Source organism: Roseovarius sp. 217 (assembly GCF_000152845.1).
Lineage (GTDB): Bacteria > Pseudomonadota > Alphaproteobacteria > Rhodobacterales > Rhodobacteraceae > Roseovarius.
This window is the reverse complement of record NZ_CH902584.1, coordinates 3,004,651-3,017,461: the sequence shown is the minus strand read 5'-3', so window position 1 is coordinate 3,017,461 and position 12,811 is coordinate 3,004,651. Positions and strand designations below refer to the sequence as shown.

Below are 12,811 nucleotides of genomic sequence, written 5' to 3'. Positions count from 1 at the left end.
CCCTACGCGGGGGCGTTCAAAACCCCCTCAAACTCCCGCCATTCGCCCTTGGACATGCCGGAGGTTTCCTGCGTGACCGTCTCGCCTTTCAGCATGCGGCGCACGCAATCGAGCGCCGTGGCGGACAGGGTAGCCCCGCCCATGCGGTAATCCTCGAAGGCCTTGTAGGCATAGGGCACCCAATCAGCCACGAGGCGGCAGATTTCGTCGGCGTAGACGCGGATCTCGTACTGGGCGTGGGCATCGGCGCGCAGGCGCAGGAAATGCAGGAGGTTGTGCAGATCGACCTTCCAGTACCATTGCGTATAGATATTGGCGGGCAGGTTCATGCGGGCCAGTTCGCGGGCCAGCCCCTGTTGGCCGTCCTGTGAAATCATGTCCTCGTAATGGTCATAGCAGCGCATCGCGTCCTCGGTCAGCAGGCGCAACACGCGCTGCGCCTCTTCGCCCTCGAGCGCCGCACCCCGCCCCTGATTGTTGGTGGTCGATTGCGCGTTGAGCGCGTCGGGGGCCGGAATATAGAACTCGCGGTCGAGGATCGAGTAGCGGGCGGAATATTCGTTGACGTTGGCGGTGCGGTGGCGGATCCACTGACGCGCGACAAAGACCGGCAGTTTTACATGCAGCTTGATCTCGCACATCTCGAAGGGGGTCGAATGCCAGTGCCGCATGAGATAGCGAATGAGCCCCTCGTCATTCTGCACATGTTTGGTGCCCGCGCCGTAGCTGACGCGCGCCGCCTGCACGATGGCGGCATCGTCGCCCATGTAGTCGATCACCCGGACAAAGCCGTGATCGAGCACCGGGTGGGCGGTGTAGAGGTGCTGTTCCATCCCCGGCGCAGTGGCGCGCAGGGTGGTTTGGGTCTGGCCGCGCTGAGCGTCGATTTCGGCCTGTTGGTCGGGGCTGAGGGGCATGGCGGGGCCTTTCTTCACAAGAACGAGTCGGAGATCACTATATCTTGGGGATAGCCCGTCTGGAAAGCCAATATCGAGTGGGTTTCGATGGGTGACACGGTGGCAACTTCTGCAATCCGAGGCTGAATCGCTGAATAACTTTTGAATGCAATGGGCTGAGGCTGCTTTCAAACCAAAGAATAAACATGAAAGAATGTGGCTGGCCTGATGCCCGCTGTCCTTTTGGGCGGCTGCGGGGCGGATCATCCAACCCGTTTGAGCAAGACGCAACCGACGGCGGGACGACCGGCGGACCCTTGGGGGATGCGGGCGACAGGCTGGACGCGGTGCCCTGTGCCGCAAATCCTGCGCGCACCGCCGCGTTGGACCGACCCGGCGAACCGGTCAGAATTCTCAGGCCTGTCACCGGGGGCGATCCAGAGATATTGCCCTCGACACCGGCGCGCGGGCCACTATCCTCTGGAGCATTGCAATCACGGAGGATGACCATGCGCATCAAATACCTGCACACGATGGTTCGGGTCAAAGACCTTGAGGCGACACAGCGGTTCTTTGGCCTGTTGGGGCTCAAGGAGACCCGCCGCTGGGACAATGACGGCGGGCGTTTTACGCTGGTGTTCATGGCACCCGAGGGACAAGAGGAGTGCCCGGTCGAGCTCACCTATAATTGGGACGGCGACGAAGACCTGCCCTCGGATAGCCGACATTTCGGCCATCTCGCCTATGCGACCAGCAATATCTACGACCTCTGCCAGCATCTGATGGACAATGGCGTGACCATCAACCGCCCGCCGCGCGATGGGCGCATGGCCTTTGTGCGCAGCCCCGACAATATCTCGGTGGAGCTTTTGCAAGAGGGTGACGCGCTGGCCCCGGCAGAGCCATGGACCAGCATGGAGAATATCGGCCATTGGTGAGGTTGGCCGCAGCCATTTTTCTCGCCCTTATGGCGGCACCGGCGCAGGGGGCCTGTCGCCTTGCGCTGGCGCTGGCGCTGGATGTGTCCTCTTCGGTTGATGAGGCGGAATATGCCTTGCAACGGATAGGACTTGCCTCGGCGTTGGATGCGCCGGACATTCGCGCGGCGATCCTGGGCGGGGCCACAGGCGATGTCGCTCTGGCGGTCTATGAGTGGAGCGGGCGGTTTCAGGAGAAGCTGCATCTCGACTGGACGCTGCTACGCTCTGACGCGGATATCACCCAAGCCGTGGCGGTGCTGGCGGGGATGCAACGGTCAACCTCGGATTACCCAACGGCGCTTGGCTCGGCCTTGGGGTACGGCGCGCATCTGTTAGCCCGCGCGCCCGCCTGTGACCGGCAGGTGATTGATGTCTCGGGCGATGGGATCAACAATCAGGGCTTTGCCCCGACCCTGGCCTACAAGCATTTTCCCTTTGAGGGCATTACCGTCAATGGATTGGTGATCCTCGGACATGATCCGCAAGTGATGGCCTATTACCGCCGCGAAGTTCTGCGCGGGCCGGGTGCGTTTCTGGAACTGGCGCAGGGGTTTGAGGATTTCGAGGTCGCCATGTCACGCAAGCTCTACCGCGAGATCAACGATATCATGCTGGGGGCGCTGCCCCTGCCCCGCACGCGGCATCAATAGATATAGCGGATCTGATCGGCCCAGTAACGCTCTACCCGGCGCAGCGACGCGGTGATCTGGTCGATCCCGTCAGGGCCGAGCACGCCGCGCCCCTCCAACCCCTCGGCATGGCGAGCAAAGAGGTCTGCCACCACGTCGCGGACGCTGCGCCCCTTCTCCGTGAGGCGCACCCGGACAGACCGCCGATCCACCTCGCAGCGTTGGTGATGCATATAGCCCATATCCACCAGTTTCTTGAGATTGTAGCTTACGTTGCTGCCCTGATAATAGCCGCGCGTTTTCAACTCGCCGGCCGTTACCTCATGGTCACCGATGTTGAAGAGCAACAGAGCCTGAACCGCGTTGATCTCAAGCACGCCGACACGCTCGAACTCGTCCTTGATCACGTCCAAGAGCAACCGATGCAGACGTTCCACCAGCGACAGCGCATCCAGATAGCTGCTGATAAAGGCGCTGTGAACGGCTCCTGTGGTCAGGGGGCTGAGATAGCTCATGTCGGTCTCCGTGCGATACTGCTCGCCGGAGACCATCCGATATAAACCCGAACATTCGGTAAACCGGGTTCGGTTCCTCTAAAATGCAACCTATTTTGTCGCGCTCGCCTGTGTCGCGATATCCGCGACCAATGGCGCAAAGCGCGCGGGCGGCGGGGTTTGACCCGTCACCCATTGATAGAGATCCTGATCGTTCTCGCACAAGAGCGCGTCGAACCCGTCGAGCGCGCTGTCCTCCATCGCCTCGAGCCGCGCCTCGGCATAGCGGCTCAGGATGATGTCCATTTCCTTGATCCCGCGGCGCATGGCGCGCATGTGCAGGCGTTTCAGACGGTGAGCGCGGGGTTCGTCCACCGCACCCGGTGCCTCAACTGGGGTCTCACTCACCGGCTTCTTCCCGCAGTTTGGCGCGCAGGGTCTTTTCCAGACGCCCCAAACGGTCGGTTGATCGGGTCATCTGTGCGCGGATGTCGCGAATTTCGGTCAGCATTTCCATCACATCGCTGGACAACTCTCCCATCTCGGGGCCTCCAGGGCCCTCGCCTTCACCCGAGAGCAGCCAGAGCAGCGAAACATTCAGCATGCCCGCCATCATCGAGAGCTTGTTGGCACGCGGCTCTGAAAGATCATTTTCCCAAGCCTTGAGCGTCTTGAGCTTGACGCCCAAGCGCTTTGCCAGATCCGTCTGAGACATGCCTGAGCGCTCGCGCGCGCCGGTCACACGGTCGCCAAAGGTGGTCGAGTCGGGGTCAAACCAGCTGTCGGTGCTATCTGTGGTCATTGTCTTCCTTTCCGGTGATCGTGCTTGATCAAGCTCTGAGCGCACCCTAAGACATTCCCGGAGTGAATTCAAACCGGAGCCGGCCATGTCCCGTCTGTCTGCGACATTGTCGCGCGTCAAACCCTCGCCTACCATCGCCGTGACCACCAAGGCGCAGGAACTCAAGGCCGCCGGGCGCGACGTGATCGGCCTCGGGGCCGGAGAGCCGGATTTCGCCACGCCCGCGCATATCCGCGCCGCAGGCATCCGCGCCATCGAAGAGGGCAAGACCAAATACACCGCCGTCGATGGTATCCCCGAGTTGAAGGCCGCAATCTGCGCCAAGTTCAAGCGGGACAACGGGTTGGACTATGTGCCTGCACAGGTCAGCGTCGCCTCGGGCGGCAAGCAGATCCTCTATAATGCCCTCATGGCCACGCTCAATCCCGGCGACGAGGTGCTGATCCCCGCGCCCTATTGGGTGAGCTATCCCGATATGGTGCTGCTTGCGGGGGGCGAGCCGGTGATTGCGCCTGCGGGGATCGAGACCGGGTTCAAACTGACGCCTGCGGCGCTGGAGGCCGCGATCACGCCGAAAACCCGCTGGTTCATCTTCAATTCGCCCAGCAATCCCACCGGGGCAGGCTATACATGGGACGAATTGAAGGGGCTGACCGACGTTTTGATGCGGCATCCCCATGTCTGGATCATGACCGACGACATGTATGAGCATCTGGCCTATGACGGGTTTGAATTCTGCACCCCCGCACAGGTGGAACCGGCGCTCTATGACCGCACCCTGACCTGCAATGGCGTCTCCAAGGCCTATTGCATGACCGGCTGGCGGATTGGCTATGCGGCGGGTCCGCAAGACCTCATCGCCGCGATGCGCAAGATCCAGTCGCAGAGCACGTCGAACCCCTGCACCATCAGCCAATGGGCGGCGGTCGAGGCGCTGAACGGCAGCCATGATTTCATCGCCGAGAACAACGCCGTCTTTGCCCGCCGTCGCGATCTGGTGGTGGCGATGCTCAATGAGATCGAGGGCATGGAATGCCCCACGCCCAATGGCGCGTTCTATGTCTACCCGTCGATTGCAGGGTTGATCGGCAAGACCAGCGCAGGCGGCGCGGTGATCGCGCATGACGAGGCTTTTGCCACGGCGCTTCTGGAGGAAACCGGCGTGGCGGTGGTCTTTGGCGCGGCCTTTGGCCTGTCGCCGAATTTCCGGATCAGCTATGCGACATCGGATGACGCGCTGAAAGAGGCATGCACGCGGATTCAGACGTTCTGTAAAGGGCTGACATGACCACAGGCAAGATAACCGCAAACCTGCCCAGCCGGGATTTCGATGCAACCGAGCGCTTTTACGCGATGCTCGGCTTTCAGACTGAATTCCGCAATGCAGGCTGGATGATCCTGAGCCGGGAGGGCATGACGGTCGAGTTTTTCCCGCATCCCGATCTGGACCCCGGCACCAGTTGCTTTTCCGCCTGCCTGCGTCTGCCCGAGATTGACAGCCTGCATGCCGAATGGCGCGGCGCCACGGATCTGCCCGACACGCGCAACGCCATCCCGCGATTGACCGATCCTTTCACCCTTGCGAACGCGCCCCGAATGTTTGCGCTGGTCGATCCCGACGGTTCGCTCTGGCGCGTTCTGGAAAGTGCCTGACCATGGCGGGTGATCTGCCGGAATATTACTTCAGGGTCCGTGAAAACGGTGCCTTCGTGTTCCGGGTCGATACCGAGAACCGACAGCGCCGGATCGAGATGGAACAGATCGCCACCGTTAATATCCGCAAATTCGAGATCAAGCCGCAGGGCGAACGCGCCCTGACCGACGCCGACACTGCCGCCATCACCGAATGGATGGAAGAGCGGCTGAAACTGGTCGAATACCGCGACATCGACGATATCCTGCGCGCGGTGGATTATCTCAACACCACAACGCATTGGGTCCAGTCCAAGGCCACCGATGGACAACTCGAACAGGTAACGGATGCGCTTCTCTTGGCGATGCACGACCTGCGCACGGTGCTGGTGCGCAAAAAGGCGGATCGGCTGCTCAAGGACGAGTGAGGCGGCGTGAGGGGCTAGAGGGGACGTTTGCCCCGATCTCCAATGCGCGGAATCAAGGCGCGGCACTCGCCGCCGCTTGGGGTCAAGGTCAGCAACAGGCCCCGCCGCCCCTCACCGCGAACAGCTTGCCCCGCCCAGCACGCAGAACTTGGCGCAATGGGGATGGTTCAGCGCCACGTCGCGCTCGGCCTCGGCCAGCGTTTCGCCCAACTCGAACTCGGGCGCATAAGGCAGCAGCGTGCAGGCCACCACCGCAGGCCGTGCCGCGCCTTTGCGTTTCACCACCATGCGCGACGAGGCGCACATGATGTCCTCGGGCCGCTTGCCCAGAATATCCCAACAGGCCGTGGTGATCTCGGGCACGTCGGCCGCCTCGTCCATCTCGGGGAAGAGCACGGTTGCGGCTGGATCATAGGCGTAAATCTCAAACCCATGCTCGGCATAAAACGCCGCATAGCCTGCGCGCGATTGCGCCTCGCTCTCACCCCAGACGGTGCGCCCGGCCACGGTCATGCGAACCCCATGATCCCGCAACCAGCACATGCCCTCCAGCGTCTTGGCAAAGGCCCCTGCCCCGCGCTCTTCGTCATGCAGCGCCTCGGACCAGTGATCGACGGAAATCCGCAGGGTCAGCTTGTCGCCCCATGTCGTGACCAGTTCAAGCAGGCCCGCGCGCATCGTCTTGCGCATCATCGGGCGCATGGCATTCGTGAGAATCAGAACCTCGTAACCGCCGTCAAGGGCCGCGCGTGCCATGCCGATCATTTCGGGGTTCAAGAACGGCTCACCGCCGGTAAAGGCGATCTCGCGCAGCGGCCAGGCCCGCGCGCGCGCCTGCTCGAGATAGTCGCGCACCTCTGATTCGCTGATATAGACCAGCGCATCGTTGCTGGGCGAGCTGAGGATATAGCAGTTGCGGCATTCGATATTGCAGAGCGTGCCGGTGTTGAACCACAGCGTCTCGGGATGGCTCAATGGCACAGAGGCGCGCGCTTCGCCCTTGGCGGTGCGCTCCGGGTTCTGAAACTTGCCCCGATTGGCAGGGACGACGACGTTATCTTTCATAGGGCGATCCACAGTCTGTTTGTCTTTTCTCACCTATCGCCCGAGGTCTGGCAAGGGAAGCATTCTGACGCCATTGTGAAGACGCTCCAACATGTTAGAGTTGCCGCGACACGCGGCGCGCCCGAAAACCGGGCTGACGACGAGCAAAGGAGATGGGCCATGGCCTCTCGGGTGATCCCGGTCGATCCGTTTGATCTGGTGATTTTTGGCGGCACCGGTGATCTAGCGCGGCGCAAGATATTGCCGGCGCTCTTTCGCCGCTTTGTCGCGGGTCAGATCGAGGGCGATGTGCGCCTGATCGGGGCTGCGCGCAGCGAGATGGACACCAAAGCGTATCGCGCCATGGTGCGAGAGGCGATTGTCGAGTTCGGCGGCGAGGAATCGGCCCGCAAAAAGGACCTGACGGCCTTTCTCGATATGCTGGATTATGTCACGCTCGATGCCCGTGGCACGGATGGCTGGGAGGCTCTGGCCGCGCTCATGCGGCCCGAGCGCATTCGGGCGTTCTATTTCTCGGTGGCGCCGTCGCTCTTTGGCGATCTGGCCAAGCGGCTGCACAAACATGGCATGGCCGATGAGCAGAGCCGGATCGTGGTGGAAAAGCCCTTTGGCCGCGATCTGGAAACGGCGCGTGACCTCAACCGGGTCTTGGCGCGGCATTTCACCGAAGGCCAGATCTACCGGATCGACCATTATCTCGGCAAGGAAACCGTGCAGAACCTGATGGCGATCCGCTTTGGCAACGTTTTGTTTGAACCGCTCTGGAACAGCCAATATGTCGATCACATCCAGATCACCGTGGCGGAATCCGTGGGTGTCGGCGGGCGTGGCGATTACTATGACAAATCCGGCGCGATGCGCGACATGGTGCAAAACCACATGATGCAGCTCTTGTGCCTCATCGCGATGGAGCCGCCCGCGAAATTCGAGCCGGACGCGGTGCGCGACGAAAAGCTCAAGGTCATCCGCGCGCTTGATCCGGTGGCGCGGGGCAATGTGGTGCGCGGCCAATATGAGGGCGATGGCACACAACCCGGATACCGCAATCAGGTGGGCAACCGCGACAGCACGACCGAAAGTTTCGTGGCATTGAAGGCGCATATCAGCAACTGGCGGTGGGCGGGCACGCCGTTCTATCTGCGCACCGGCAAGCGGCTCAAGGATCGCGCCAGCGAAATCGCGGTGGTGTTCAAGGATGCGCCGCATTCGATCTTTGGCGCGGATGCCGGGCGGCACCGCAATATCCTGACGATCCGCCTGCAACCGAATGAGGGAATCGAATTGGGCGTGACGATCAAGGAACCGGGACCGGGGGGCATGCGTTTGATCGACGTGCCGCTCGACATGACCTTTGCCGAGGCGTTGGGACCGGAAGAGGCGGATTTCCCCGATGCCTATGAGCGGCTGATCATGGATGTGATACGCGGCAATCAGACCCTCTTCATGCGCGGCGACGAGGTCGAGGCCGCCTGGGCCTGGACCGATCCGATCATCGCGGAATGGGAGGAAGACACAAGCGATCCCCTACCCTATGCAACGGGATCCTCAGGGCCAGACGACGCGTTGATGCTGATGCATCGGGACGGGCGACGCTGGCGGGAGATACGACCATGAGCTTTGTCGAATATGCCGATGACGAAATGCTGGCGATGGGGCTGGTGGGTGTGCTGGCCGGAGATCTGCGCAAGGCGTTGCGCAATCAGGACCGGGTTTTGTTCGTCGTGCCGGGAGGGACCACGCCGGGGCCGATTTTTGACGGGCTCTGCGCGGTCGATCTGGACTGGGACCGGGTCGATATCCTGTTGAGCGATGAACGCTGGCGGCCCGAGGTGCATGTCCGCTCCAACACACGGTTGATCCGCGAACACTTGCTCAAGGACCGGGCGGCGGCGGCGCGGTATCTGCCGCTCTATGCCAAGGCCGAAGAGCCGGAATCGGTGCTGGCGGAACTGGAGGCCAATATCGCGCCCGCCCTGCCGATTGATGTCTGCCTCTTGGGCATGGGCGCGGATATGCACACCGCCTCGCTCTTTCCCGGTGCCGACCGGCTGGAAGAGGCGCTGGAGCGCAACGCGCCCATTCTCGTGCCGATGCGCGCGCCGGGTCTGGACGAGCCGCGCGTCACCCTCTCGGCGCGGGTGCTGGATGGCGCGCTCAGCAAGCACGTCGTGATCACCGGCGCACAAAAACGCGCGGCGTTCGAGCGCGCACAACACATGCGCCCTCTTGAGGCACCGATTGCCGCCGTGCTAGCCGGTACAACAATCCATTGGAGCCCGTGAAAGGACAGAGAATGTGGTCTGAGGTCGAGCGCTTCGCGCAGGCAGCGCGGAAATGTGATATTGTCGGATTGTTTGACGAGCCAAACCGCGCCGGGGGGTTTTCGACCCGGTTCGACGGCATGCTGCTGGATTACTCCAAGACCGCCTTGACCGCCCCTGCCCGCAGCGCTCTGATCGGTCTTGCAGAGGCGTCCGGCGTTGCCGCACGCCGCGCCGCCATGTTCCAAGGCGCGCCGATCAACGAGACCGAGGGGCGGCCTGTGCTGCACAGCGCGCTGCGCAATCTGTCGGGCGGAGCGGTGATGGTCGAGGGCGCGGACATCATGCCGGAAATCACCGCCACGCGCACACGCATGGCAGAGTTTGCCACTCACATCCGGCAGGGGTCGGTCACCGATGTCGTCAACATCGGCATCGGCGGCTCGCATCTGGGCCCCGAGATGGCCGTGCGGGCGCTGCGCCCCTATCACGACGGGCCGCGCTGTCATTTCGTGTCGAACGTTGACGGGGCCGATATCGCCGACACGTTGACGGGGCTGAACCCGGCGACGACGCTTGTGATCGTCGCCTCCAAGACCTTTACCACCATCGAGACCATGACCAATGCCACCACCGCCCGCGACTGGATGGCCGCTGCCGGGGTCGAGCCCGGCCCACATTTCGCCGCTGTCTCATCTGCCACTGAGAAGACCGCAGACTGGGGCATTGATCCGGCCCGCGTCTTTGGCTTTGGCGATTACGTTGGCGGGCGCTATTCGGTCTGGGGGCCGATCGGTCTGTCACTGATGATCGCCATCGGGCCGGAGCGGTTCCACGAATTCCTCGCCGGGGCCGAGGCGATGGACCACCATTTTCAAGACGCCGCACCGCTGGAGAATATGCCAATGATGCTGGCGCTCATCGGTCTCTGGCACCATCAGGGGATGGGCTATGGCACCCGCGCGGTCCTGCCCTACGATCAGCGTCTGGCCCGCCTGCCCGCCTATCTGCAACAGTTGGAGATGGAGAGCAACGGCAAGCGCGTGAGCATGTCCGGTGCCCTGCTGGAGCGTCCGTCCGGCCCTGTGGTCTGGGGCGAACCGGGCACCAACGGCCAACATGCCTTTTACCAGCTGATCCATCAGGGCACCGCTGTGATCCCCTGCGAATTCCTCGTGGCAGCCACCGGGCATGAACCCGAGCTTGCGCATCATCACCGCCTGCTGGTGGCCAATTGCCTCGCGCAATCCAAGGCGCTCTTGCGCGGTCGCTCGCTGGATGAGGCGCGCGCGCTGATGCGCGATGCGGGCTACACCGGCGCAGAGCTCGAGCGGCAGGCCGCACACCGGGTCTTTCCCGGCAACCGCCCCTCGACCACGCTGATCTATGACCGGCTGACCCCGCGCCGTCTGGGCCAGATCATCGCGCTTTATGAGCATCGGGTGTTCGTTGAGGGTGTGATCCTCGGCCTCAATTCGTTTGACCAATGGGGGGTGGAACTGGGCAAGGTGCTGGCGGTCGATGTGGACGCTATGCTGACGGGCGACACCACCCTGACGCGTGACGGATCAACCGCTGCCCTCGTGGCCTTTGCCCGCGCAGCCGGAGTCTGAGGCGCGGACAACGGATCAAGCCCGCATGCTTCGCGACATTTGATTTAGCGCAAAGTGTGACACAAAAAAATCATATATCATTCTGGGAGTAATCAGTCATCCAACGCGGAGTGCCGTATGGCCGAGTCGCCCCTGTCCCAGACGTCCACCTCAGACTCCACGGCCATTCCCGCCTCCCAGCCTGACCAACCGGCCCTTGACACCATCCCGGCCCCGGTGCCGGAAAAGCCTGCCATCACGGCCTCCCAGACCAGTCCCAATTTCATAGGCCAAGCCTTTGAAAACGGCGATTATCCCTACGAGACCCGTATGGGACGCCGCAGCTATGAAGCGCAAAAGGCGCATCTTCAGGCCGAATTGCTCAAGGTGCAGCTTTGGGCGCAAGAAACCGGGCAGAAATTCGTGCTGATCTTCGAAGGGCGCGATGCAGCGGGCAAGGGCGGCACGATCAAACGCTTTACCGAGCATCTCAACCCCCGCAGCGCGCGGGTCGTGGCCCTTAACAAACCTACCGATCAGGAACGCGGCCTGTGGTATTTTCAACGCTATGTCCAACACCTGCCCACCTCGGGCGAAATGGTGCTCTATGACCGCTCATGGTACAACCGCGCCGGCGTCGAGCGGGTGATGGGCTTTTGCCAGCCGGATGACTACCTCGAATTCATGCGCGAGACGCCCGAATTGGAGCGTATGCTGGTGCGTTCGGGCATCCGGCTCTACAAATACTGGTTTTCCGTGACCCAAGGCGAACAGCGCGCCCGCTTTGCCAGTCGTGAAACCGATCCGCTCAAACTCTGGAAACTCAGCCCCATTGACAAGGCCAGCCTTGATAAATGGGAGGATTACACTGAGGCGAAAGAGGCGATGTTCTTTTACACCGACACCGCCGACGCGCCCTGGACCGTAATAAAGTCGAATGACAAGAAGCGCGCCCGCCTCAATTGCATGCGGCATTTTCTCGATTCGCTCGATTACCCCGGCAAGGATCACCACATCGCCCATGCGCCCGATCCGCTGATCGTGTCGACCGCACAGCATGTGCTGCACAAGAGCGATCATATTCTGGGCAAGTCCCTGCATCCCGAGGATCGCAAGACCGCTAGGGTGGTGCGATGCGCCTCGTGACGCGGCGCCCCGGTCTGGGCCAAGAACCCGCAGGCGTAGCCATCAGGTCCGCCTGCGGCGTCATTAAGGTGCAAACCGTGATCATTAAGGCTCTCGACTCTCTCGGCGGGCTTCTTCTGGGGCGTGAAAAATACCGGCGCAGCTACTACAAGCTGGCCAAGCGTCTGGCCGCGCGGCAGCGCTACGGGGTCTACAAACCGCATCTGATCTGGCTGACCGATCCCGAATTCATCGCCGCCCGCGACATGGCCGAGGCGCGCGGCATCGAGGGCATCCCCTATGACCGCTGCTTCACGCTGCTCACCTCCGCCCGCATGGTGCGCGGGATCGAGGGCAATTTCGCCGAATGCGGCGCGCGCTATGGCAAATCCTCGCTCTTTTTGCTGACCGGCGCAGGGATGCAGAGCACCAAGCGCCTGCACATCTTCGACTCCTTCCAAGGCCTGTCAGAGCCCAGCGACGCCGATGTGCAATCGGGCGGCAAGTCGGAATGGTCCAAGGGCGATCTGGCCGTGCCAGAGGATATCGTGCACCAGAACCTCAGCGCCTTTGGCGACCGCGTGGACCTGCACAAGGGCTGGATTCCCGACCGTTTCAACGATGTCGCGGATCAGCAATTCTCGCTCGTCCATGTCGATGTCGACCTCTATGAGCCAACTCTGGCCTCGGTCGAATTCTTCTATCCGCGGGTCAAACCGGGCGGCGTCATCCTCTGCGACGATTACGGCTCTGGCGACTGCCCCGGCGCGAAAAAGGCGATTGACGAGTTTTTCGCCGACAAGCCCGAAAACGTCATGTCCCTGACCAGTGGGCAATCCTTGGTGATCAAGGCCTGAGCGCGCTTTCGCGCGGGGCCGCTTGTCCGCAGCAAACGCGCCTTGCAGCA

The 12,811-nt window shown here is 62.1% G+C and carries 15 protein-coding genes; 10 read left to right on the top strand and 5 right to left on the bottom strand.

What is annotated here, in order from left to right; all coding sequences use genetic code 11:
* Positions 1 to 2: 2 nt before the first annotated feature.
* On the bottom strand, positions 3 to 917 hold the full coding sequence (thyX, locus tag ROS217_RS14430) for an FAD-dependent thymidylate synthase (protein ID WP_009818513.1): 915 nt from the start codon (positions 915 to 917) through the stop codon (positions 3 to 5).
* 488 nt (positions 918 to 1,405) lie between these two features.
* On the opposite strand from thyX, the gene ROS217_RS14425 reads away from it, so the two are divergent.
* Positions 1,406 to 1,834 carry a VOC family protein gene (locus tag ROS217_RS14425; protein WP_040651520.1) on the top strand — a complete coding sequence of 143 codons (429 nt, stop codon included), beginning with the start codon at positions 1,406 to 1,408 and terminating at the stop codon, positions 1,832 to 1,834.
* A complete protein-coding gene (locus ROS217_RS14420; RefSeq protein ID WP_009818511.1) occupies positions 1,801 to 2,526 on the top strand; it encodes a DUF1194 domain-containing protein in 726 nt (241 codons plus the stop codon). The genes ROS217_RS14425 and ROS217_RS14420 overlap by 34 nt, the downstream gene beginning before the upstream one ends.
* On the opposite strand, the gene ROS217_RS14415 is transcribed toward ROS217_RS14420, so the two are convergent.
* From ROS217_RS14415 to ROS217_RS14405, 3 genes are all read right to left on the bottom strand, one after another.
* Positions 2,520 to 3,020 (bottom strand): MarR family winged helix-turn-helix transcriptional regulator, encoded by a 501-nt coding sequence (locus ROS217_RS14415; RefSeq protein ID WP_040651518.1) that lies wholly within the window; start codon positions 3,018 to 3,020, stop codon positions 2,520 to 2,522. The two genes, ROS217_RS14420 and ROS217_RS14415, sit on opposite strands and share 7 nt — an antisense overlap.
* Before the next feature lie 90 nt (positions 3,021 to 3,110).
* Positions 3,111 to 3,407 (bottom strand): FAD assembly factor SdhE, encoded by a 297-nt coding sequence (locus ROS217_RS14410; RefSeq protein WP_009818509.1) that lies wholly within the window; start codon positions 3,405 to 3,407, stop codon positions 3,111 to 3,113.
* Positions 3,400 to 3,801, bottom strand: a complete 402-nt coding sequence (locus ROS217_RS14405; protein ID WP_009818508.1) for a helix-turn-helix domain-containing protein — start codon at positions 3,799 to 3,801, stop codon at positions 3,400 to 3,402. The genes ROS217_RS14410 and ROS217_RS14405 overlap by 8 nt, the downstream gene beginning before the upstream one ends.
* Before the next feature lie 85 nt (positions 3,802 to 3,886).
* On the opposite strand from ROS217_RS14405, the gene ROS217_RS14400 reads away from it, so the two are divergent.
* Genes ROS217_RS14400 through ROS217_RS14390 form a run of 3 tightly spaced genes read left to right on the top strand, consistent with a single transcriptional unit; the run spans position 3,887 to position 5,861 of the window.
* Positions 3,887 to 5,089, top strand: a complete 1,203-nt coding sequence (locus ROS217_RS14400) for a pyridoxal phosphate-dependent aminotransferase (RefSeq protein WP_009818507.1) — start codon at positions 3,887 to 3,889, stop codon at positions 5,087 to 5,089.
* The gene (locus tag ROS217_RS14395; protein WP_009818506.1) at positions 5,086 to 5,454 is read left to right on the top strand and encodes a bleomycin resistance protein; all 369 of its coding nucleotides are present in this window, start codon (positions 5,086 to 5,088) and stop codon (positions 5,452 to 5,454) included. The genes ROS217_RS14400 and ROS217_RS14395 overlap by 4 nt, the downstream gene beginning before the upstream one ends.
* Before the next feature lie 2 nt (positions 5,455 to 5,456).
* Positions 5,457 to 5,861, top strand: coding sequence for a hypothetical protein (locus ROS217_RS14390; RefSeq protein WP_009818505.1), 405 nt, complete (start codon positions 5,457 to 5,459; stop codon positions 5,859 to 5,861).
* 111 nt (positions 5,862 to 5,972) lie between these two features.
* Here the strand turns inward: ROS217_RS14390 and ROS217_RS14385 are convergent, their stop codons facing one another.
* On the bottom strand, positions 5,973 to 6,926 hold the full coding sequence (locus ROS217_RS14385; protein ID WP_009818504.1) for a radical SAM protein: 954 nt from the start codon (positions 6,924 to 6,926) through the stop codon (positions 5,973 to 5,975).
* Between the two features lie 159 nt (positions 6,927 to 7,085).
* Here ROS217_RS14385 and zwf point away from each other — a divergent pair, with 159 nt between their 5' ends.
* The 5 genes from zwf (at position 7,086) to ROS217_RS14360 (ending at position 12,761) form a co-directional block, all read left to right on the top strand.
* Positions 7,086 to 8,540 (top strand): glucose-6-phosphate dehydrogenase, encoded by a 1,455-nt coding sequence (gene zwf / locus ROS217_RS14380; protein ID WP_009818503.1) that lies wholly within the window; start codon positions 7,086 to 7,088, stop codon positions 8,538 to 8,540.
* A complete protein-coding gene (gene pgl, locus ROS217_RS14375) occupies positions 8,537 to 9,208 on the top strand; it encodes a 6-phosphogluconolactonase (protein ID WP_009818502.1) in 672 nt (223 codons plus the stop codon). Before zwf ends, pgl begins: the two co-directional genes overlap by 4 nt.
* An 11-nt stretch (positions 9,209 to 9,219) precedes the next feature.
* Positions 9,220 to 10,800 (top strand): glucose-6-phosphate isomerase, encoded by a 1,581-nt coding sequence (gene pgi / locus ROS217_RS14370; RefSeq protein WP_009818501.1) that lies wholly within the window; start codon positions 9,220 to 9,222, stop codon positions 10,798 to 10,800.
* Between the two features lie 117 nt (positions 10,801 to 10,917).
* Positions 10,918 to 11,925, top strand: coding sequence for a polyphosphate kinase 2 (ppk2, locus tag ROS217_RS14365; protein WP_040650602.1), 1,008 nt, complete (start codon positions 10,918 to 10,920; stop codon positions 11,923 to 11,925).
* A gap of 77 nt (positions 11,926 to 12,002) precedes the next feature.
* Positions 12,003 to 12,761 (top strand): TylF/MycF/NovP-related O-methyltransferase, encoded by a 759-nt coding sequence (locus ROS217_RS14360; RefSeq protein ID WP_040651516.1) that lies wholly within the window; start codon positions 12,003 to 12,005, stop codon positions 12,759 to 12,761.
* Positions 12,762 to 12,811: the final 50 nt, after the last annotated feature.